This window comes from Sphingomonas sp. Leaf30 (assembly GCF_001422525.1).
Taxonomy (GTDB): Bacteria; Pseudomonadota; Alphaproteobacteria; order Sphingomonadales; family Sphingomonadaceae; genus Sphingomonas; species Sphingomonas aerolata.
This window is the reverse complement of record NZ_LMKZ01000001.1, coordinates 922,409-942,902: the sequence shown is the minus strand read 5'-3', so window position 1 is coordinate 942,902 and position 20,494 is coordinate 922,409. Positions and strand designations below refer to the sequence as shown.

Annotated in this window: 16 protein-coding genes; 5 read left to right on the top strand and 11 right to left on the bottom strand. The window is 66.9% G+C overall.

The features are described 5' to 3' along the window. Nucleotides 1-28 precede the first annotated feature (28 nt). The 7 genes from queE to parE form a co-directional block, all read right to left on the bottom strand. Entirely contained in the window at nt 29-661 is a 633-nt protein-coding gene (gene queE, locus ASE89_RS04425) for a 7-carboxy-7-deazaguanine synthase (RefSeq protein WP_056674426.1), read from the bottom strand. A gap of 1 nt (nt 662) precedes the next feature. Further along, entirely contained in the window at nt 663-1,367 is a 705-nt protein-coding gene (gene queC, locus ASE89_RS04420; RefSeq protein WP_056674423.1) for a 7-cyano-7-deazaguanine synthase QueC, read from the bottom strand. Nucleotides 1,368-1,563: 196 nt separating this feature from the next. After that, nucleotides 1,564-2,469 carry an Hsp33 family molecular chaperone HslO gene (gene hslO, locus ASE89_RS04415; RefSeq protein WP_056674420.1) on the bottom strand — a complete coding sequence of 302 codons (906 nt, stop codon included), beginning with the start codon at nt 2,467-2,469 and terminating at the stop codon, nt 1,564-1,566. Nucleotides 2,470-2,633: 164 nt separating this feature from the next. Next, nucleotides 2,634-3,557: an ornithine carbamoyltransferase gene (argF, locus tag ASE89_RS04410; RefSeq protein ID WP_056674417.1), complete on the bottom strand. Its 924-nt coding sequence runs from the start codon at nt 3,555-3,557 to the stop codon at nt 2,634-2,636. 168 nt (nt 3,558-3,725) lie between these two features. After that, nucleotides 3,726-4,916: an aspartate aminotransferase family protein gene (locus ASE89_RS04405; RefSeq protein ID WP_031396001.1), complete on the bottom strand. Its 1,191-nt coding sequence runs from the start codon at nt 4,914-4,916 to the stop codon at nt 3,726-3,728. A gap of 83 nt (nt 4,917-4,999) precedes the next feature. After that, nucleotides 5,000-6,166, bottom strand: coding sequence for a hypothetical protein (locus ASE89_RS04400; protein WP_146163619.1), 1,167 nt, complete (start codon nt 6,164-6,166; stop codon nt 5,000-5,002). Nucleotides 6,167-6,261: 95 nt separating this feature from the next. Further along, nucleotides 6,262-8,265 (bottom strand): DNA topoisomerase IV subunit B, encoded by a 2,004-nt coding sequence (gene parE / locus ASE89_RS04395; RefSeq protein WP_056674409.1) that lies wholly within the window; start codon nt 8,263-8,265, stop codon nt 6,262-6,264. Nucleotides 8,266-8,416: 151 nt separating this feature from the next. On the opposite strand from parE, the gene ASE89_RS04390 reads away from it, so the two are divergent. Continuing rightward, nucleotides 8,417-9,268 carry an outer membrane protein gene (locus ASE89_RS04390; protein WP_056674406.1) on the top strand — a complete coding sequence of 284 codons (852 nt, stop codon included), beginning with the start codon at nt 8,417-8,419 and terminating at the stop codon, nt 9,266-9,268. Nucleotides 9,269-9,604: 336 nt separating this feature from the next. On the opposite strand, the gene ASE89_RS04385 is transcribed toward ASE89_RS04390, so the two are convergent. Beyond that, nucleotides 9,605-10,372, bottom strand: a complete 768-nt coding sequence (locus tag ASE89_RS04385; RefSeq protein WP_056674403.1) for a GcrA family cell cycle regulator — start codon at nt 10,370-10,372, stop codon at nt 9,605-9,607. Between the two features lie 86 nt (nt 10,373-10,458). On the opposite strand from ASE89_RS04385, the gene ASE89_RS04380 reads away from it, so the two are divergent. Then, nucleotides 10,459-11,313, top strand: coding sequence for an ABC transporter permease (locus tag ASE89_RS04380; RefSeq protein WP_056674400.1), 855 nt, complete (start codon nt 10,459-10,461; stop codon nt 11,311-11,313). A gap of 4 nt (nt 11,314-11,317) precedes the next feature. After that, nucleotides 11,318-12,997 (top strand): formate--tetrahydrofolate ligase, encoded by a 1,680-nt coding sequence (locus ASE89_RS04375; RefSeq protein ID WP_056674397.1) that lies wholly within the window; start codon nt 11,318-11,320, stop codon nt 12,995-12,997. Nucleotides 12,998-13,033: 36 nt separating this feature from the next. On the opposite strand, the gene ASE89_RS04370 is transcribed toward ASE89_RS04375, so the two are convergent. Next, nucleotides 13,034-14,428: a phospholipase D-like domain-containing protein gene (locus ASE89_RS04370; protein WP_082451283.1), complete on the bottom strand. Its 1,395-nt coding sequence runs from the start codon at nt 14,426-14,428 to the stop codon at nt 13,034-13,036. 147 nt (nt 14,429-14,575) lie between these two features. Between ASE89_RS04370 and dinB the strand changes: the two genes are divergently transcribed. Beyond that, the gene (dinB, locus tag ASE89_RS04365) at nt 14,576-15,664 is read left to right on the top strand and encodes a DNA polymerase IV (protein ID WP_031395771.1); all 1,089 of its coding nucleotides are present in this window, start codon (nt 14,576-14,578) and stop codon (nt 15,662-15,664) included. 27 nt (nt 15,665-15,691) lie between these two features. Here the strand turns inward: dinB and ASE89_RS04360 are convergent, their stop codons facing one another. Continuing rightward, nucleotides 15,692-17,527 (bottom strand): putative bifunctional diguanylate cyclase/phosphodiesterase, encoded by a 1,836-nt coding sequence (locus ASE89_RS04360; protein WP_056674391.1) that lies wholly within the window; start codon nt 17,525-17,527, stop codon nt 15,692-15,694. Nucleotides 17,528-17,615: 88 nt separating this feature from the next. After that, complete coding sequence (locus tag ASE89_RS04355) at nt 17,616-18,542, bottom strand: ROK family protein (protein WP_056674388.1); 927 nt, start codon at nt 18,540-18,542, stop codon at nt 17,616-17,618. Between the two features lie 147 nt (nt 18,543-18,689). Between ASE89_RS04355 and ASE89_RS04350 the strand changes: the two genes are divergently transcribed. Then, a complete protein-coding gene (locus ASE89_RS04350; RefSeq protein WP_056674385.1) occupies nt 18,690-20,483 on the top strand; it encodes a putative bifunctional diguanylate cyclase/phosphodiesterase in 1,794 nt (597 codons plus the stop codon). Nucleotides 20,484-20,494 lie beyond the last annotated feature (11 nt).

The following is a 20,494-nucleotide window of genomic DNA, read 5'->3' as shown; positions in this document are numbered from 1 at the left end:
GCTTTCTCTGCCGGAGCGGGCAGGCGGCCTAACGCAGCCCCAGCATCTTGTGCGTCTGGAGCGACAGCCGCCATTGCGGACGCTGCATCACCAGCGCGACACAGGCATCGCGATTGGCATCCGCCTGCGGGTCGTCGAGCGGCTGGAGCAGCAGGTTCGCGAAATCCCATGTCTCGATATCGGCGATGTCGGTACCGGGCTGCGGCCAGACCAGCTTCAGCTCGTCGCCGTGACGCTGGACGACGATGCTACCCGCCTTGGGACTGATGCACACCCAATCGATGCCGGGATGGACCGGCAGGGTGCCATTGCTCTCGATCGCGATCCGGAAGCCCGCCGCGTGAAGCGCATCGACGATCGCATCGTCGGTCTGGAGCATCGGTTCGCCCCCGGTGAGCACGACGAACCGGTCCTGCGTCCCGGCACCCCAGAACCCCGCCACCGCCTCCGCCAGCGCGCGCGCATCGGCGAACTTGCCGCCACCCAGTCCGTCGGTACCGACGAAATCGGTATCGCAGAACCGGCAGACCGCGGTCGCGCGGTCCTGTTCGCGTCCCGACCACAGATTGCATCCGGCAAAGCGCACGAACACCGCCCGGCGGCCGGCATTCACGCCCTCGCCCTGCAGCGTCAGGAACATTTCCTTGACCGCGTAACTCATGTCAGACCGGCTTGACCGCGTAGACGGTGGGATCGGCGATCCCCGCCTCGTCGAAGCCGCGCGACCGGAGCCGGCAGCTGTCACACCCGCCGCAATGCTTGCCGTCTGGCGTCGGATCGTAGCACGACCAGCTGAGCCCGAGGTCGAGCCCGAGCCGCGTGCCCTCACGGACGATATCCGCCTTGGTCATGTGCTGGAGCGGCGCCTGGATGCGGAACGGATCGCCCTCGACCCCCGCCTTGGTCGCGAGTTCGGCCAGCCCCTCGAATGCAGCGATGAATTCGGGGCGGCAATCGGGATAACCCGAATAATCGAGCGCGTTGACGCCGATATAGATATCGCGCGCGCCCGCCGCCTCGGCCCAGCCGAGCGCGAGACTGAGGAAGATCGTGTTGCGGGCGGGGACATAGGTGACGGGGATGCCACCCGCATCGTCGGTGCCGACGCCGTCCTTGGGCACGTCGATATCCGCGGTGAGCGCCGAACCGCCGAACGCGGACAGGTCCATCGGCAGGACGATGTGGCGTTCGGCGCCGAGCGCGGTGGCGACGCGGCGCGCGGCATCGAGCTCGACGCGGTGGCGCTGGTTATAATCGAACGACAGCGCGAGCAGGCGCCGGCCGGATTCCCGCAGCATGGCGGCGGAAACCATCGAGTCGAGGCCGCCCGAGACGAGGGCGACCGCTAAGGGAGCTGATGATGTCATGATGCGCGACGCGCTAGGCCAGACCGCGGCAAAAAGAAAGGGCCGCCCGAAGGCGGCCCTGAAAGGTTGGCGCTAATAGCAGCCTCAAGGGAGAAACGTGCTGAAATCTCTAAAGCACGAGGGAGGTATAGCCCGGCGCGGTAAACAGCGCATTAACGCCGCGCAATTTCCCGCCGTCGCGTGCCCGAGAAACGCGTCATTCCTCGACCGGAACTGGGAATTTCTTTGCACAGAATGCGCAGTCGACCTGGATGAAGCCACTCTCGTCCGCCATGTCGCGGCGTTCGTCGATCGGGAATTTCGCGATCACGCCCCGGATATAGTCGGGATCGCACCGGCAGCCGCGCGTGATGGGAATATCGGCAAGAATGCGGACGTCGCTGTCCTCGTTGAACAGCCGCCACACCAGCGTCTCGAGCGGCAGCGTCGCATCGGTCAGCTCGTCCGTACCCATCGTGTTGCCAAGCGTCGCGACATGCTCCCATTCGGGATGGTCGAGCTTGGTATGCAGCCGCTCGCGGCCGTCCTCGCCCTCGGGCAGATGCTGGAGGAACAGCCCGCCCGCGACGCAGCGCCCGTCGGGGCCCTTCGCCATGCCGGTACGGACCATTGTCGGGATCTGCTCGGACTGGGTGAAATAGCTCTGCGCGGCCTCAGACAGCGTATCGCCGTCGAGCGGGACGATGCCCTGATACCGCTCGTTGCTGCTCGCCATGTCGAAGGTGATCGCGAGATAGCCTTGGCCGAACAAGGCGAACAGGGTCGGCTCGACGGGCGCCTGGGCAAGCTTGTCCGCATCGTATTCGATATAGCCGCGCACCTCGCCGCCGCGATAATCACAGACCAGCAACTGGACGACGCCATTGTCGGTCCGGGTCTGCATCGTCAGCTGGCCGCTCGCGTCCTTCAGCGTCGAGCCGATGAGCGCGGCGAGCGTCAGCGCCTCGGCGAGCAGCTTCTCGATCGCAGGCGGATAGGCGTGCGCGGCGAGCACCTCGTCGAGCGCGGTGCCGAGCCGGACGATCCTGCCACGGGCGCTGCGCGCGGGGATCGCAAACGCCAGCGCGCGGTCGAGATCGGTCATGTTGGGGTCGTTCACCATCGTTCCTTCGGCATCCCCCGTCGCGGCGTCATCCCCGCGCAGGCGGGGATGCAGAGCGACATACGCTGGTGGTCTCACCACCAGCTCGGAGTTTATGGATTCCCGCCTCCGCGGGAATGACGGAAATGGGGGCTGACCTGCGCCCGATCAACCAACCGGGCGCTTCAGCCGATCTGCCCGAAGCACCAGCGGAGCACCGATTTCTGCGCGTGGAGGCGGTTTTCAGCCTCCTGCCAGATCAGCGACTGCGCACCGTCGATCACCTCGGGCGTGACCTCCTCGCCGCGATGCGCAGGGAGGCAGTGGAGGAACTTCGCATCGGGCCGCGCGAGCGCCATCAGCGCGGCGTCGACCTGATAGGGGGCAAGGGCCTTCAGCTTGCTCTCGGCATTGGCCTGCCCCATCGAGATCCAGGTGTCGGTGACGATGATGTCCGCACCGTCGACCGCCTCGCGCGGATCGGCGACGACGCGCGCGCGGCCCGAGGCGCGGACGATCGCCTCCTCCTCGGGCTGGAACCCCTGCGGGCAGGCGGCGACGACGTCGAATTGCATCAGCCCGGCGGCCTCGACGATCGAGGCGAGCACGTTGTTGCCATCGCCCAGCCACGCGACCTTGAGCCCGGGCAGCGCCTTGCCGCTTTCGATGATCGTCAGCAGGTCGGCCATGATCTGGCACGGATGCGACGCGTCGGTCAGGCCGTTGATGACGGGGACGCTGGCATGATGCGCCATCTCCTCGACCTTGGCATGATCGTCGGTGCGGATCATGATCGCGTCGACATAGCCCGACAGCACGCGCGCGGTGTCGGCGATCGATTCGCCGCGCCCGAGCTGCATGCTGCCGGCATCGGCGACGATCGACGTCCCACCGAGCTGGCGGATCGCCATGTCGAAGCTGAACCGTGTACGCGTCGAGTTTTTTTCGAACACCATCGCCAGCGTGTGGCCGGCAAGCGGGGCGTCAGCATCCGTGCGGCCCTTGGGGAAGCCGGCGCGCGCGGCCTTGCGATCGAGCGCGTCGGCAAGCATCGCGGCGACGCCGTCGGGGCCGGCGTCGGTGAGATTCAGGAAATGGCGGTTGTTCATGGTAACGACCCCGTAAGAAGTTCCGTTCGTCCTGAGTAGGGGCTGAGCGAAGCCGAAGACCCATATCGAAGGACAGTGCCCCAAGCGGGCCAGTCCTTCGATACGCCACTTCGACTTCGCTCAGTGGCTACTCAGGACGAACGGGGTTTAGTGACCGCGCAAAGGCGCTCAATCGTCGGCGGCGGGCACATAAACGCGCGCGGCGGTCGACAGCTTGTCGATGCATTCGGCGATATGGCTCTCGTCGATCACCAGCGGCGGCAGGATGCGGATGACGTTCTCGCCCGCTGCGACCAGCAGCAGGTTGTGATGATCGCGTGCGAACGCGACGAACGCACGGCTGTCGCTTTTCAGCTTCAGCCCGAGCATCAGCCCGGTGCCGCGCACGCTGTCGAACAGGTGATCGTGATTGGGGATCATCTGTTCGAGGCCTTGGCGCAGCCGGTCGCCCATCGTGGCGACATGCTCGAGGAACCCGTCCTCGAGGATCACGTCGAGCACCGCCTCGCCCGCCGCCATCCCAAGCGGGTTGCCGCCATAGGTCGAGCCGTGCGTCCCCGCGACCATGCCCTTGGCCGCCTCCTCGGTCGCAAGGCACGCCCCGAGCGGGAAGCCGCCGCCGATCCCCTTGGCGACCGACATGATGTCGGGGGTGATGCCGTAGAGTTCATGCGCGAACAGCTTGCCGGTCCGGCCATAGCCGCACTGGACCTCGTCGAGGACGAGCAGCAGGCCGTGCTCGTCGCACGCCTTGCGCAGGCCCTGGAGGAATTCGGGGCTCGCCTGGCGGATACCGCCCTCGCCCTGGATCGGCTCGACCAGGAACCCTGCAGTGTTGTCGTCGATCAGCGCGAGCGCACCCTCGAGATCGTTGAACTTGGCATAGGCGAATCCGGGCAACAGCGGCTCGAACCCGTCGCGCATCTTGGCCTGGTTGGTCGCCGAGATCGTGCCGAGCGTGCGGCCGTGGAACGCGGTGTCGAACGTGATCAGCGTGTGACGCTCGGGATTGCCGTTCGCGAAATGATAGCGGCGCGCGGTCTTGATCGCGCACTCGACCGCTTCCGCACCCGAATTGGTGAAGAACACGGTGTCGGCAAACGTATTGTCGACGAGCCGCTGCGCGAGATGTTCGCCCTGCGGTGACCCGTACAGGTTCGACACGTGCATCAACGTCGCGGCCTGGTCAGCGATCGCCTTGGTCAGATGGGGGTGGCCATGGCCGAGCGCGTTGACCGCGATACCGCTGGCGAAGTCGAGATATTGCTGGCCGTCCTCACCGAACAGATAGGCGCCCTCGCCTCGGACCGGACGCACGCCACACCGCGGGTAGACGGGCATGAGCGGGGTGATGGTCACAGGCGCTTCCTCTTCGAAACGAGAAGGGCGGCCCGTGATGGACCGCCCCGGAGGCGCCTAATACCGGTGACGGGGGATGGGCGTCAACCAGTCGGTGCGTCGTTGGTCAGGTCGGTCACCTCGATGCGCGGGCGGTTCGATCGGATGCGCATGCGCGTGTCCTTCCCGGACGCAACGTCATAGACAAGCGAATAGCGCTCGACGCGCGCCAGCCCGGGCGCACCCTGGGCAAGCGCGAGCGGACGATAGACGCGTCCGGTGATCGACTGCTCGACCAGGTCCAGCCATTTGCCGCCCGCGTTCTCCGATTGCCGGACGACATCGACATCCCGGACAAGTCCCTCTGCGTCGATACGGAAGGCGACGTCGATCCATTGCGGCTCGTTATCGCCCGTCAGCGTGACGATCGTCGACTGGTTCTGCCTCGCTTTGGGAAGGTCGATCGGTGGCGCATAGACCAAGGTCGCGACGGTCGACCGCGTCCTCTGCGGCAGGCTTGCGACCTCGGCCTTCGCAGCCGCCAGCGCCTCGGGCCCAGAAGCAAAGCGCTGTTCCAGTGTTGCCGCCACCTCGCGAAACGGCGCCAGCGCCGGATCGTCGGTCCGCGTGATGCGCGCGATCGCCGACCGCGCACGCGGTGCGTAACCGCGTTCGACGCTCGCGAGCGCGGCATAGACCGCCGCGATCCTCAGCAGCGCATGCCCCTCGACCGTCTTCTGTCCCGTCGCTGCGGCCTCCCTAGCGACGCGATTGAAGATGCCCCGCGCGGCATCGAAGCGGAGGTCCCGCACCATCGCGTCACCGACCAGCAGGCGCTGCATCAGGACACGCTCATCCTTTGCCCCGAACCCGTCCTTCAGGATGTCGAGCGTATCGATCGACATGATACGGGCGGTGTCGACCTGTCCGTTGAGGCTGGCCAGCCGGCCGCTTGCACGGACCAGATCCGACACGTCGACCGGCAGCGCCTTCGCATAACCCCCGTTACGCTTGCGCGCCTTGGACAGGGTTCTGCGCGATGCGACATAGTCGCCGGCAAGAAACTGGCTCTCGGCATGGGCGAGGGACGCGTCAATCTCGTCCTTGGGCGAACAGGCGCGTGCGATGCAGTCCGCAAGTGCCTTTGCCGTATTCGACGTGCGGGGTGCGACCACGACGATCGTCTTGTCGCCCGCCAGGTTTGGCGCCGGATCGGGTGGAGGCGCGGCGGCCGCGACGGCTTGCAACAACGCAATGGCCAATAGGGGCATCCGACGCACTCCCGCCTACCGAGGACTGCGAACGATATTGGTATCGGCGCCCACGTCAACCGCCGCCTGCCGGAGGCCGATCCGTTACGGACCAGTCACGCGTCGATGGCTTCCTCGTCCAGCCGTCCGGCATTTTCCTGGATGAAGGCAAAGCGGTGCGCGGGGTTGTTGCCCATCAGGCGGTCGACCAGGTCCTTCACCCCTGCCCGCTCCTCATATTCCTGCGGCAGGGTGATGCGCAGCATGCCGCGCGTCGCGGGGTCCATCGTCGTCTCGCGGAGCTGGCCGGGGTTCATCTCGCCAAGCCCCTTGAACCGGCCGACATCGACCTTCTTGCCCTTGAACACCGTGCGTTCGAGTTCGGCGCGGTGCGCGTCGTCGCGCGCATAGACGCTCTTGGTGCCGACGGTCAGGCGGTAGAGTGGCGGCTGCGCGAGATAGAGGTGCCCGCGGCGGACGATGTCGGGCATCTCCTGGAAAAAGAACGTCATCAGCAGCGTCGCGATATGCGCGCCGTCGACGTCGGCGTCGGTCATGATCACGACCCGTTCGTAGCGCAGATTGTCCGCGACACAGTCTTTCCGCGTGCCGCAGCCGAGCGCCAGCGTCAGGTCGGCGATCTCCTGGTTCGCGAAGATCTTCGCACTGGTCGCGGACGCGACGTTGAGGATCTTGCCGCGGATCGGCAGGATCGCCTGCGTCTTGCGATCGCGCGCCTGCTTGGCCGATCCGCCAGCGGAATCGCCCTCGACGATGAACAGCTCGGTGCCCTCGGGCGAGTTGGCGGAACAGTCGGTCAGCTTGCCGGGCAGCCGCAATTTGCGGGCGGACGTCGCGGTCTTGCGCTTGACGTCGCGTTCCTGCTTGCGGCGCAGGCGCTCGTCCATCCGCTCGAGCACATAGTTCAGCAGCGCCTTGCCGCGGTCCATATTGTGGCTGAGGAAATGGTCGAAATGGTCGCGCACCGCCTTCTCGACGAGGCCCGCGGCCTCGGGGCTGGTCAGGCGATCCTTGGTCTGGCTCTGGAATTGCGGTTCGCGGATGAACACCGACAGCATCAGCTCGCTGCCGATCATCACGTCGTCCGCGCTGATGTCCTTGGTCTTCTTGTTGCCGACCAGATCACCGAACGCGCGCAGACCGCGCACCAGTGCCTGCCGCAGGCCCTGTTCGTGCGTGCCGCCATCGGGGGTCGGGATGGTGTTGCAATACCAACTGTACGAGCCGTCGCTCCACAGCGGCCAGGCGATCGCCCATTCGACACGCCCCTGCGTCTCGCCCTGCGCGCTCGGGAAATCCTGCGAGCCGGAGAAGAAGTCGGCGGTCGCGCATTCGCGGCCCGCGACCTGGTCGCGCAGATGGTCGGCGAGCCCGCCGGGGAACTGGAACACCGCCTGCGCGGGCGTATCGTCGCTGATCAGTTCGGGCGCGCAGTGCCAGCGTATCTCGACGCCCGCGAACAGATAGGCCTTGGACCGGACGAGCTTGTGCAGCCGCTGCGGCTTGAAGTGCAGCTCGTTGCCGAAGATCTCCGTGTCGGGGGTGAAGGCGACGCTGGTGCCGCGGCGGTTGGGGGTGGTGCCGAGCCGCTCGATCGGGCCGAGCGTCTGCCCCTTGGCGAAGCGCTGGCGGTAGAGCTGGCGGTCGCGCGCAACCTCGACGACGGTGTGGGACGACAGCGCGTTGACGACGCTGATGCCGACGCCGTGCAGACCGCCCGAGGTCGCATAGGCCTTGCCCGCGAACTTGCCGCCCGAATGCAGCGTCGAGAGGATCACCTCGAGCGCGGACTTGTCAGGGAATTTGGGATGCGGATCGACCGGGATGCCGCGGCCATTGTCGACGATCGTCAGGCGATTGCCGGGCTCGAGCGTGACCTCGATCCGCGTCGCGTGACCCGCGACCGCCTCGTCCATCGCATTGTCGAGCACTTCGGCGGCGAGATGATGCAGCGCGCGCTCGTCGGTGCCGCCAACATACATGCCCGGGCGGCGGCGGACGGGTTCGAGCCCTTCGAGCACCTCGATCGAGGACGCGTCATAGGTCGGGGCGGTCTTGGACGGGGTCGTGAACAGGCCTTCGGGCAGGTCTTCTGGCATGACGTGGTATATGGCTTAGCCAATGATCCGTGCAAGCGCGCAACCGCTGTTGCGGAAAAGCTACAACATGAACTTTCTGTCATGGTCACGGATATATCGGCGGGACGCTCCGCTTCTTGGCTGTCTTAGATCAATGAAAACCGGAGCTTACATGCGCACATCCCTCTATGCCGGCCTCGCTGGCACGGTCATTCTTGGTCTCACGGCATTGTCGGCATTCGCGCAGGAGACGACGGAGGACGCACCGTTCAACGGTCTCTATGTCGCTTCGGCGGGCGGTTATGACGTACAGCCAAACGATGCGGGATCGTCGATCCTGTTCGACCGCAATCTCGACGGGCGGTTCGGGGATGCAGTAGCGACAGCAGCCGGCACCAACGCGTTCAGCAGCGGGTTCTGCAACGGCGCGACGACCGCGACGACGCTGACCGGTGGCCGCGGATGCCGCAAGGACAAGGACGGCGCCGCCTATTATGGCCGCGTCGGCATCGACACGCAGCGCGGCAACATCGCCGTCGGCGTGGTCGGCGAATTCGGCAAGAGCGAGATCACCGACAGCGTCACCGCCTTCTCGACGACGCCCGCCAGCTACGTGATGACGCGCAGCGTCGACTGGGAAGCCTCGATCCGCGGCCGTGCGGGCTATGCGGTTAACACCACGCTGTTCTACGGCACGTTCGGTGCGGGCTATGCCAAGATCGACCGGGATTTCTACAGCACCAACACCGGCAACGCCTATCAGCAGAGCGGCAAGCGCCAGCAGTTCGGTATCCTCGGCGGCGGCGGTATCGAGCAGAAGGTCACGCCGAACATCTCGGTCGGCATGGAATATATGTTCCACCAGTATCAGGACGACGATTTCCGCGTCCGCGTGACGCAGGGCACGCAGCCGGCGACGAACCCGTTTGTGTTGGCGCCGAACACGACCGGCACCGACTTCCGTCGCAGCGACGACAAGTTCCGCTGGCACAGCCTGCGCGCGACGGCGGCGTTCCGGTTCTAAGCGCTGGGTGGTGTGACGCCGAACGGCGTCACACCACCCGAACTCGGCCGGCGTCGCCAGCGACGTCCGACGACGCGGCTTCGCCGCGGCGCGGGTGAGGACAAAGGGCCGCTTCCCGACACGGGAGGCGGCCCTTTTCTTCGTGGATATGGTTTCCCCAAGGCACCACCCCGGCGAAGGCCGGGGTCCAGTTGGGGGACGCAGCCACCACGCGTTGCCCGCTGTTACTACAGCCTTCCCAACTGGGCCCCGGCCTCCGCCGGGGTGGTGCTGGGGATTGGCTCCGCGACAGGCATACATCCGAGGCACGGAGAGCGGAAACGCCCCCCCCAAACCTCAGCGTGCGCGCGGGCCGCCGAAGGGGAGTGGCGGCGTCGGGCGGCGGTCGCGGCGGGGCAGCTGGGCCTGATAGGCGTGACCGCAATGCGCGACGCAGTACGGGAAGCCCGGGTTCACCTTGTCGCCACAAAAGTGAAAATCGGGCTCGCCGGGATGGCCGAGCGGCCATTTGCAGATGCGGTCGTTGAGCTCCAGCAGGCTCGTCTTGCCCGCCATTTCGGGCGAAGGCTTGGCGGGGACGAGACGCCGCGGCGGGGCGGGCGTGCTCGGCGGCTGCTGCTCGCCAGGCGCCTGGCGGAGAAAGCCGCCGGGTCCGATTGAGCGGAGGATCGGCTGCGGTGCGCGGACCGGTGCGGCGGCCGGTTCGACCGCGTCGTCGTCCTCATCCTCGTCCTCGTCGGCGTCCTCATCCGCATCGGCAGCGACGGGCGCCGCACGCGGTGCGGGCTCAGGTGCAGCGGCGACGGGTGCGGGTTCAGGCGCGGGAGCCGGCGGTGCGGCGACGGGTTCGGCGGCGACCACCGGCGGCGTGTCGACGACGGGCGACTCGGCCGCCTTCGCCTCGGCCAACTTCGCATCCGCGTTCTTCGCGTCGGGATCGTTCGGCTTCACCGGCGACGGGCGCGCCTGAAGCTCAAGGCGGTGCGCCTTGCCGATCACGGCGTTGCGGCTGACGCCACCCAGCGCTTCGGCGATCTGGCTGGCGGTCTGGCCGGCTTCCCACATCGTCTTGAGCGTCTCGATACGCTCGTCGGTCCAGGACATGTTCGTTCCTCAGTCTTCGGGTCGGCCGGTATAGTCTTCGTCAACCGGGTTGCGGGCGACAGCGGCAGCGATTACCCGCAACCCCCATGAGCAGCCAGCCCCCAATCGGTGAAATCCAGTCGGCGGTGCAATCCGCCCCCGGCGTTCCCGTCATTCGCAACGTGAACTGGGAGGGACTTCGTACCCTCTATATCAAGGAGGTGCGCCGGTTCTTCAAGGTCCAGCTGCAGACGGTGTGGGCGCCGGCGATGACGACATTGCTGTTCCTGATCGTTTTCACCATCGCGACGGGCGCCAAACGCCCCGTGCTGGTCGGCGGCGAGACCGTGATGTTCGCCGATTTCATCGCCCCCGGGCTGATCATCAGCCAGGGCATGATGGGCCCGGCGTTTGCCAATGCGAGCTTCTCGCTGCTGGTCGGCAAGATGCAGGGCACGATCGTCGACTATCTTCAGCCACCACTGTCGACCGCCGAGCTGCTCGCAGCTCTCGTCGGCGGTGCGGTGACGCGTGCGGTGCTGGTCGGGTGCGTCGTCTGGGCGGCGATGGTGCTGTATCCGGGCGTGCACGTCACGCCTCATGCGCCGCTCGCGATCCTGTGGTTCGGCCTGCTCGGCGCGACCTTCCTCGCGCTGCTCGGCGTGCTGACGTCGATCTGGGCGGACAAATTCGACCATGCCGCCGCTGTCACGAACTTCGTCGTCGCGCCGCTCTCGCTGCTGTCGGGCACCTTCTATTCGGTCGACACGCTGGCGCCCGCGTTCCGCGCGTTCAGCCACGTCAATCCGTTCTTCTACATCATCTCGGGCTTTCGCTACGGCTTTCTGGGCGTTGCCGATTCGCCGGTGATCGTCGGCGGCCTCGTCATCCTGGCGATCGACGTCGTGCTCGCCACCCTGTGCTACATGCTGCTGAAGAGCGGCTGGAAACTGAAGAACTAGCCTCATGACAACCGACATTGCCATCGCCCGCAGCGTCGCGCTGCGCCCCATCGCGCACGTCGCCGACGCGCTCGGCATCCCCGACGACGCGGTCGAGCCTTACGGCCGGTTCAAGGCCAAGATCGCACTCGACTGGCTCGAGGCGCATGGCCGCCGCGAGGGGGCGCGGCGTGGCCGGCTGGTGCTGGTCACCGCGATCAACCCGACGCCGGCGGGTGAGGGCAAGACGACGACCTCGGTCGGGCTGGCCGATGCACTGAACCTGACCGGACGCAAGACGGTGCTGGCGCTGCGCGAACCGTCGCTCGGGCCATGCTTCGGCACCAAGGGCGGCGCGACCGGCGGCGGGCGAGCGCAGGTCGCGCCGATGGAGGACATCAACCTCCACTTCACCGGCGATTTCCACGCGATCACCGCGGCGCACAACCTGCTCGCGGCGATGATCGACAATCATATCCATTGGGGCAACGCGCTGCAGATCGACGTGCGCCGCGTGGTGTGGCGCCGCGTGCTCGACATGAACGACCGTGCGCTGCGCGACATCGTCCAGTCGATTGGCGGGGTCGCCAATGGCTATCCGCGCGAATCGGGGTTCGACATCACCGTCGCTTCCGAGGTCATGGCGATCCTGTGCCTCAGCGGGAACCTGGCCGACATGGAGCGGCGGCTGGGTGACATCGTCGTCGCCTATACGCGCGATCGCAGCCCCATCACCGCGCGCGACCTGAAGGCCGACGGCGCGATGGCCGTCCTGCTGGCAGAGGCGATCAAGCCGAACCTCGTCCAGACGCTCGAGGGCAACCCCGCCTTCCTGCACGGCGGGCCTTTCGCCAACATCGCGCATGGCTGCAATTCGGTGATTGCGACGCGCGCGGCGCTGGCGCTGGGCGACTATGTCGTGACCGAGGCGGGCTTTGGCGCGGATCTCGGCGCGGAGAAGTTCTTCGACATCAAATGCCGCCAGGCGGGGCTGTCTCCCGATGCGGTGGTGATCGTCGCGACGGTCCGCGCGCTCAAGATGAACGGTGGGGTCGCCAAGGCCGATCTCGGCGCGGAGGACGTCGAGGCGGTCCGGCGCGGTGCAATCAATCTCGTCCGCCATATCGAGAATATCCGCCAGTTCGGCGTTCCCGCGGTCGTCGCGATCAACCATTTTTACACCGACAGCGAGGCCGAGATCGCGGTCGTGCACGAGGCGGCGAGCGCGCACGGCGCCCGCGCGATCCTGTGCCGCCACTGGGCCGAGGGCGGCGCGGGCGCGACCAAGCTCGCCGACGCGGTGGCCGAGCTGTGCGACACGCATGCCGCGAATTTCGCGCCGCTTTATGGTGACGATCTGTCGCTGTTCGACAAGATCGACACGGTTGCCCGGCGCATCTACCGCGCCGAGCATGCGGTCGCGGAGCCCAGCGTGCTCGCGCAGCTCAAGCGCTGGGAGGATGCCGGCTACGGCCACCTGCCGGTGTGCCTCGCCAAGACGCAGTACAGCTTTTCGAGCGACCCTGCGCTTCTCGGCGCGCCGACCGGGCATATCGTGCCGGTGCGTGAGGTTCGGCTGGCCGCAGGCGCGGGCTTCGTCGTCGCGATCTGCGGCGAGATCATGACGATGCCCGGCCTCCCACGCGTTCCCGCAGCCGAAGCGATCCGGCTCGATGCGGATGGGCTGATCGAAGGGCTGTTCTAATCTAATCTGATCCCCCCCCTGGCGGGGGAGGATCGCTCACTTCTTCTTCGGGCGGCGGTGGCGGAGGCGGCGGAACAGGCCGCGCTTCGCGAAGCTCTCGAACATCTCCTCGGGCCCCTCGGGATCGAGCACCTCATTGTCCGCCAGCCATTCCTCGACCGCGGTCAGATCGGGCGCCTCATAGGCGCGCAGCGACTTACCCTGCCCGCGCAGCCGCTCGATCGTCTCGATCAGCGACCCGGTCTCGGCGATTATCGTGGTCACCACCTCGACATCGACCGCCAGATGTTCGGCGATCAGGTCGTTGCGGATCGCGGTGATCCCCGTGCTCGTCGCCTCGTCATGCGCACGGATCGCGAGGTCGCATTCGGTGTCGAGCCGCAGGGAACGGTTGTTCATGTTCGACGATCCGAGCCGGAAGATCTGATCGTCCGCGATCAGGATCTTGGCATGGCAATAGATCGCCTCCCCGCCGCTGGTGTAGGGATGATACATGCGCAGCCGCTTGTGGACGTCGCGGTGCGCCAGCGCGGTCATGAGGCGCGCGCGCGCGGTGTCCATTGCGATCGGCTCGAGCCACCCCTGCGCAGTCACCGGGTTGATGATCACGATCTCGGGCCCGTCCGCCTCGTCGAGCCGCCGCGCGACGGCTTCGGCGATCTTGCGCGACGCGAAATACTGGCTCTCGATATAGAGATGCCGTTTGGCACCCGCGATCTGTGCGAGGAACAGCGCCTCGCTCTCATGCACCGGGACCTGATCGTCCATCTCGGGTTCGGTCCGCGCGATCGCGACGTCGACATCGCGGAAATGCACGCCGAGTTCGTCGGGCCAGCACGCCGCGCCAGGGCTCGCCTCGGCGATCGGCACGCCGCCTGCCAGCACCCAGCGGTCGCGGAACAGCTGCCCCAATGCGGTTGCGACGGGGCCTGCGACCGCGCTGATCGCGTCGTGCCACGGCTTGTAGGGACGACCCGAGGGACGCCGCCGCCGCGCATCGTCATGGCGATGTTCGCGCGTGTCCCAGCGGTCGCCGGTCATGTCGATCCCGCCGCAAAAGGCGAGGCAGTCGTCGATGATCACGATCTTCTGGTGATGCGACCCCGCGGTCGGATGATGGCCGTCTAGCTTGGTATGGATGCGCGGATGCCGCATCCACTTCATCATCGTGAACAAGGTCGATCCGCGGAACAGCGACTTGATCGCACCGGTGTCCCAGCGGAGCAGGAAGATCTCGAGCTCGGGCTCGCGTTCGACCAGCCACAGGATGAACGCGCCGAGCGTCGGCGGTTCGCCGGGGCGGTCGACCCCGGGTTCGAGCTGGATCCGCGCATCGAAATCCCAGCCGATCAGCATGATCCGCCGCTTGGCGTTGAGCATGGCGACGCGCGCCTGGCGGAAATATTCCTCCGCATCGACGATCACGGACATCTGGTCCGCGCGTTCGATACGCCAGCATTCGGTTCCGATCCGCACGTCCAGGTCCCCTTGTCGTCGCCGCTTGCGCCCGGCCGAATTCGTTCAACGCCGTAACGACGCTCTGTTTCCGCGCATCGTCAGAACCTATCTGCGGTGCAGATGGCCGCTTCTCCTACCCCGCCGCCGGTGCAGCGCAAGATCATCCATGTCGACATGGATGCCTTCTATGCCTCGGTCGAACAGCGCGACGACCCTACGCTGAAAGGGCGGCCGGTCGCGGTGGGTGGTTCACGTGCGCGCGGTGTGGTCGCCGCCGCGAGCTATGAGGCACGAACCTTCGGGGTGCACAGCGCGATGCCGTCGGTCACCGCGCTCAGGCGCTGCCCCGACCTCGTCTTCGTCCCGCCGCGCTTCGACGTGTACCGTGCGGTGTCCGACCAGATCCGCGCAATCTTCGCGCATTTCACCCCGCTGGTCGAACCGCTGTCGCTCGACGAAGCGTATCTGGACGTCACCGCCGATATCCGCGGGGTCGGATCGGCGCAGGCGATCGCCGAGGAGATCCGCGCGCGGATCAAGGCCGATACCGGGCTGACCGCGTCGGCCGGGGTCAGCTACAACAAGTTCATCGCGAAGCTTGCGTCGGACCAGAACAAGCCCGACGGGATCTGCGTCATCACGCCCAAACGCGGGGCCGCGTTCGTCGCGTCATTGCCTGTCAAGCGGTTCCACGGCGTCGGCCCGGTCACCGCCAAACGCATGGAACAGCTCGGCATCCTGACCGGTGCCGATCTGCTCGAACGCCCGCTGGCGTTCCTTCAGGCGCATTTCGGCAGCTATGCGGACTATCTCTACGGGGCAGCACGCGGGATCGATCACCGCCCGGTGCGCGTGAACCGTGCCGCCAAGTCGGTCGGGGCGGAGCGGACGTTCGAGACCAATTTGAGCGATCCGGCAGCTCTGCGCGAGGCGTTGCACCGCGTCGCCGATGCGGCGTGGGTGCGGATCGAACGGCACGACACGCGCGGGCGGACGGTCACGCTGAAACTGCGCCATGCCGATTTCCGGACGATCACGCGCGCCCGCTCGTCGAGCGCCGCGGTGGTCGACAAGGCTGCGTTCGTCGCCGCGGGACTGGACCTGCTGATGGCGCAGCTTCCGGTACCGCAGGGCGTCCGGCTGCTCGGGCTTACGCTGTCGGGGCTTGTCGGCGACGAGCCGGACGACGCGCAGCCCGTCCTGCTCTGACCCACCGCTCGCTTCGCTGGTGTAGGGTCAGACGCCCTGCGGGGGTGCCATGACGCGGGGCGCCGCGGCGGGATCCCCGCCCAGACCGCGTGCTTCCGCCATGGTCCGGGCGATCGCAGCAGGCACCGGGTGCGAGAAGAAGAAGCCCTGGAGATGGCTGGCCCCCGCCAGGCGCAAGGCCTGGACCTGCGCCTCGGTCTCGACCCCTTCGGCGATGACCCCGATGCCGAGCGCGCGGCCCAGACTGATGATCGAATGGACGATCGCCGCGCTTTCGCGCTCGCGGCCCATCCCCTCAATGAAGCTGCGGTCGATCTTCAGGCAGTCGAGCGCGAAGGTGCGGATGTTGTGCAGGCTCGAATAGCCCGTCCCGAAATCGTCGAGCGCGATGCGGAACCCCATGCGGCGCAGCGCGCCCAGCGTCTCTGCCGCACGCTCGGCATCGTCAAAGATCGCGGTCTCGGTGATCTCGATCTGCAACCGGCTGGGATCGACCCCGGCACGGCGGACGCTCTCGCCGACATAGTCGACGAAATGGTGGCGCCGGAACTGTCGCGGGCTGAAATTGACCGAGACATACTGACCCGGCCACTGCGTCAGGACCGCGAGCGCATTGCGCAGCACCCAGTCGCCCAGGTCGTGAATGAGGTTCGATTCCTCCGCGATCGGCATGAACAGGCCCGGGCTGATCGGGCCGTAAGCCATCGTGTTCCAGCGCAGCAGCGCCTCGAACCCGACCACCTCGATCGATTCGCGCGACACGATCGGCTGGAACACCAGGCTGAGCTCGTTGTTCGCGATCGCTTCGCCAAGCCCGCTTTCGACCCGCCGGCGAAAGCGGATATCCTCGTCCATGCTCTCGTCGAACACGCGCGCCATGCGTCGACCGCTTCTTTTGGCATCGTTCAGCGCAAGGTCGGCCCGCCGCATGACGTCGACCGGGTCGCTGCCCTGCCCGCCATGCGTCACGACCAGCCCGGCCGAGGCGCCGCCCTGGACGGAACTGCCAAAGACCTGGAGGCTGACCGAACAGGCCGCGATCATCCGTTCGCAGGCGAGCAGGGCGCTGGTCTCGTCCGCAGTGCTGAACAACACGCCGAATTCGTCGCCGCCGAGCCGCGCGACCAGCGCGCCGTCGGGCGAGGACCGGCCGAGGATCGCGCAGATCTCGCGGATCAGCGCGTCGCCGGCAAGATGCCCCAGCGTGTCGTTGACCAGCTTGAACCGGTCGAGATCGATCATCACCGTCGCGAACCACCCGTCCGCGCGGGTGCGTTCGGCAAGCGCGCGAAGGAACGCCAGCCGATTGGGCGCGTCCGTCAGCGAGTCGTGCGTCGCCAGATGGATCGCACGGCTTTCATTGGCCGCCAGCTCGGCAGCCCGGACCTCGAGCTGCGCCACCTGCCGGACGAGCGCTGCACGCACCGCGTTGCAGTCATGGTCGAACTGCCAGCGCTGCGTCAGTGCCAGCGCGGTCTGGCGCAGCTCGGCGCCGGCGAACGGCTTGGCGATATGGAAGACCTTGTCGACCGGCCCGGCCAGCTTGGCGATCCCGGCGAGCGAGGCACCGTCGAGCGCGGTGACGATCACGAAATTGATGTCGGGGTCCAGTTCACGGATCCGGCGCGCCGTCTCGCAGACGTCGAGCCCCGACGCCATCTGCAGATCGAGGAAGGCGACCGCGAACGGCGCGGTCTCGGCGATGGCGGATTCGACCGCGGCGATCGCGTCGATGCCGGTCCCGACGGAGGTTATCGAAAATGCGTCGGCCTGCGGGTCAGCCGCCGCCGGTTCCGTCCCGAGTATCGCACGGGCGTAGTCGTCATGAACTCCGGGTTCGTCGTCGACAATCAGAATACGCATCGGACACCGTTCCTCGCGATACCTGACCCCGCCCGTGTAAGCGGTTTTCCAGGCCCTATCGCGCGGCCCGGTGGGTAGGCATCTGTAATTAATATGACATGAAGGCCGAGCCGCTCGACCCTCCGACCGAGTCACCAAGCGCTTGGCCACCAAGGATAATCGCGCCGAGCGGGCCGGCATTGCCGCCGAGTGCCGGCGGTACGACGAACGTATCGACCAGCGTCGGCTCGGGCAATGCGATATACCCCCCGAGACTGCGCGTCAGCGCGGCACGGACCCGCGGAAACAGATGGCCGGCGCCCATCACGCCGCCACCGATGACGATCCTGCGCGGAATGCCGGTGAGCACGAGCGTGTGGCACAACTGGCCAAGCGCCTCCGCAACGCCCGTCCAGACCGGATGATCGGCGGGGGCCTCATCGGCGGGATGGCCGAGCCGCGCGGCGATCGCCGGGCCCGACACGAGCCCCTCGAGGCAGGCGCCGTGAAACGGGCAACTGCCGATCCAGTCGTCGCCCGGCATTCGGACCGGCCGGATATGCCCGAGTTCCGAATGCATCAGGCCGTCGACCGGTCGATGCCCCGCGATCAGCCCCGCGCCGACCCCGGTGCCGACGGTCACATAGGCGATGTCCGCCAGGCCCTGCGCCGCACCCCAGCGCGCCTCGGCCAGCGCCGCGCCGACGACGTCGGTATGGAAGCCGGTCGGCACCGCATAGCGACGCTGCAGGCGCCCGGCGACGTCGGTCCCCGCCCAACCGGGCTTGGGCGTCGAGGTGATATGGCCGTAATCCCCGCCGCGCCGATCGATCCCGACCGGGCCGAAGCTCGCAATTCCGATCGCGACGAATCCGCTCCAGCGGTCGAGCACGGCTTCGATCGCGGCGAGCGTCTCGTCGGGGCGAGTTGTCGGAATTCGTACGATTTCCTCGATCGCATCGGGCCCTCGCGCCAGGATACAGATGCACTTGGTCCCGCCAAGTTCGATCCCGGCCACCAATGGTATTTCGCTCATCCCTGTCCCCAAACCAATACTTTGGCTGCAGCAATTCGTCCGGCGGGACAGATCCGTCAAGTTGCTGTAATTTACTCCATGTTAACAACATAAGTCTATCGCGCAAGTGGACTCGTTGCGCATAATGCTGGCGACTGGAGCATAGAAATGCGGGCGTATGAAGAGGCGGCACGGCTTGATGCATTGCGCCAATTGCGCCTGCTCGACACCAGCGCCAGCGAAAGCTTCGATCGCATCACCCGGATGGCGGGCCAGATCTTTGGGTTGCCGATCGCCGCAATCTCGCTGACCGATACCGACCGGCAATGGTTCAAGTCGCGCGTCGGGATCACGCACGACCACATCGCGCGGGCCAAGGCCCCGTGCGCGGAGGTCGCCGAGACGACGCAGGGTCTGGTGATACCCGACCTCGCCGCCGACGGCTTCTATGCCAACAGCCCGCTCGCGCAGTCCGGCATCCGTTTCTATGCGGGTGCGCCGCTGATCACGCGGGAGGGCCATGGGCTCGGGTCGCTCTGCGTGCTGGGTGCCGAACCCCGAACCGCCTCTCCCGAGGAGCTTGCCGCGCTGACCGACCTTGCGGCGATGGTCATGGCACAGATCGACCTCCAGCATGCGGTCGGGCGGGTCGATCCGGTCAGCGCACTGCCCAACCGCTTCCGGTTTCTGGAGGATCTCGACGATCTCGCGCGTGACACGCCCGGCGAGCAGCGCTTCGTCGTGCTGCTCGACCTCGCGCGCGCCGACCAGCTGAATGCGCTGATCCGGGTGATGGGCGCCGGCTATATCGAAACGCTGGTCAAGGAATCAGCGCGTACCTTGCGCGAGCAACTGGGGTCTGCGCGCACGCTCTATCACGTTGCCGCGACCCAGTTTGCGTTCCTGTCGTTACCCGGCGCAACGATGCCCGGCTATCTCGACGTGGTGAGCGCCGGGCTCGCGGTCAGTGCCGCGGGCTCGATCGCGCGGTTCGTGACGACGATGGCGGCCGGGATCGTCCCCGTGACGCTGGGCGCGATCCGGTCGCAGGAAATCCTGCGCGCTGCCCACAGCGCCGCACAGGATGCGCAGGCCAAGGACAGCCTGATCAGCGTCTATGCGACGTCGAACGATTCCGAATACCGGCGCAATATCGTGTTGCTCAGCGCGTTCGGCACCGCGCTGGAGGACGGCGCGTCGCTCCGCCTGGTCTATCAGCCGCGGATCGACCTTGGATCACGTCGCTGCGTCGGGGCGGAAGCGTTGCTGCGCTGGAACGACCCGACGCTGGGCGACGTATCGCCCGCCGAGTTCATCCCGATCGTCGAGCGGACCACGCTCGCCAAGCCGACCACCGCATTCGTCCTCGACACCGCCCTGCGTCAGCTGGCGGCGTGGCAGGCGTGTGGCGTCTCGCTGCCTCTGTCGATCAACATCTCGGCGACCAATCTCGACGAGGACGGACTCGTCGCGGCAATCGCCGCGGCGCTCGACACGCACAATGTCGCGCCCGACATGCTTGAGGTCGAGGTGACCGAAAGCGCGATGATGGAGAATTCGGCGCAGTCGCTCGCCAGGCTCGAGGCGCTGGCGGCGACCGGAGTCCGCGTCGCGATCGACGATTTCGGGACCGGCCACAGCAGCCTGGCCTATCTCCAGACGCTGCCCGCGAGCGTGGTCAAGATCGACAAGTCGTTCGTCGACCCGCTCGACACCGACGACGCCCGCAGCCGGACGGTGATCGCGACGATGATCTCACTGTCGAAAAAGCTCGGCTTCCGCGTGGTGGCCGAGGGCGTGGAGTCCGTCGGCGCCGTCGACACGCTGACGCGGATGGCGTGCGACGAGGCACAGGGCTATGTCTTCGCCCGCCCGCTCGAAGCGCAGGACGTCCTGCCCTGGATCGCGCGGTTCAACGGCGACGACCAGATGCCGCCATTGCCCCACCGCGAGGCGGCCTGAGCCCCGGCGCC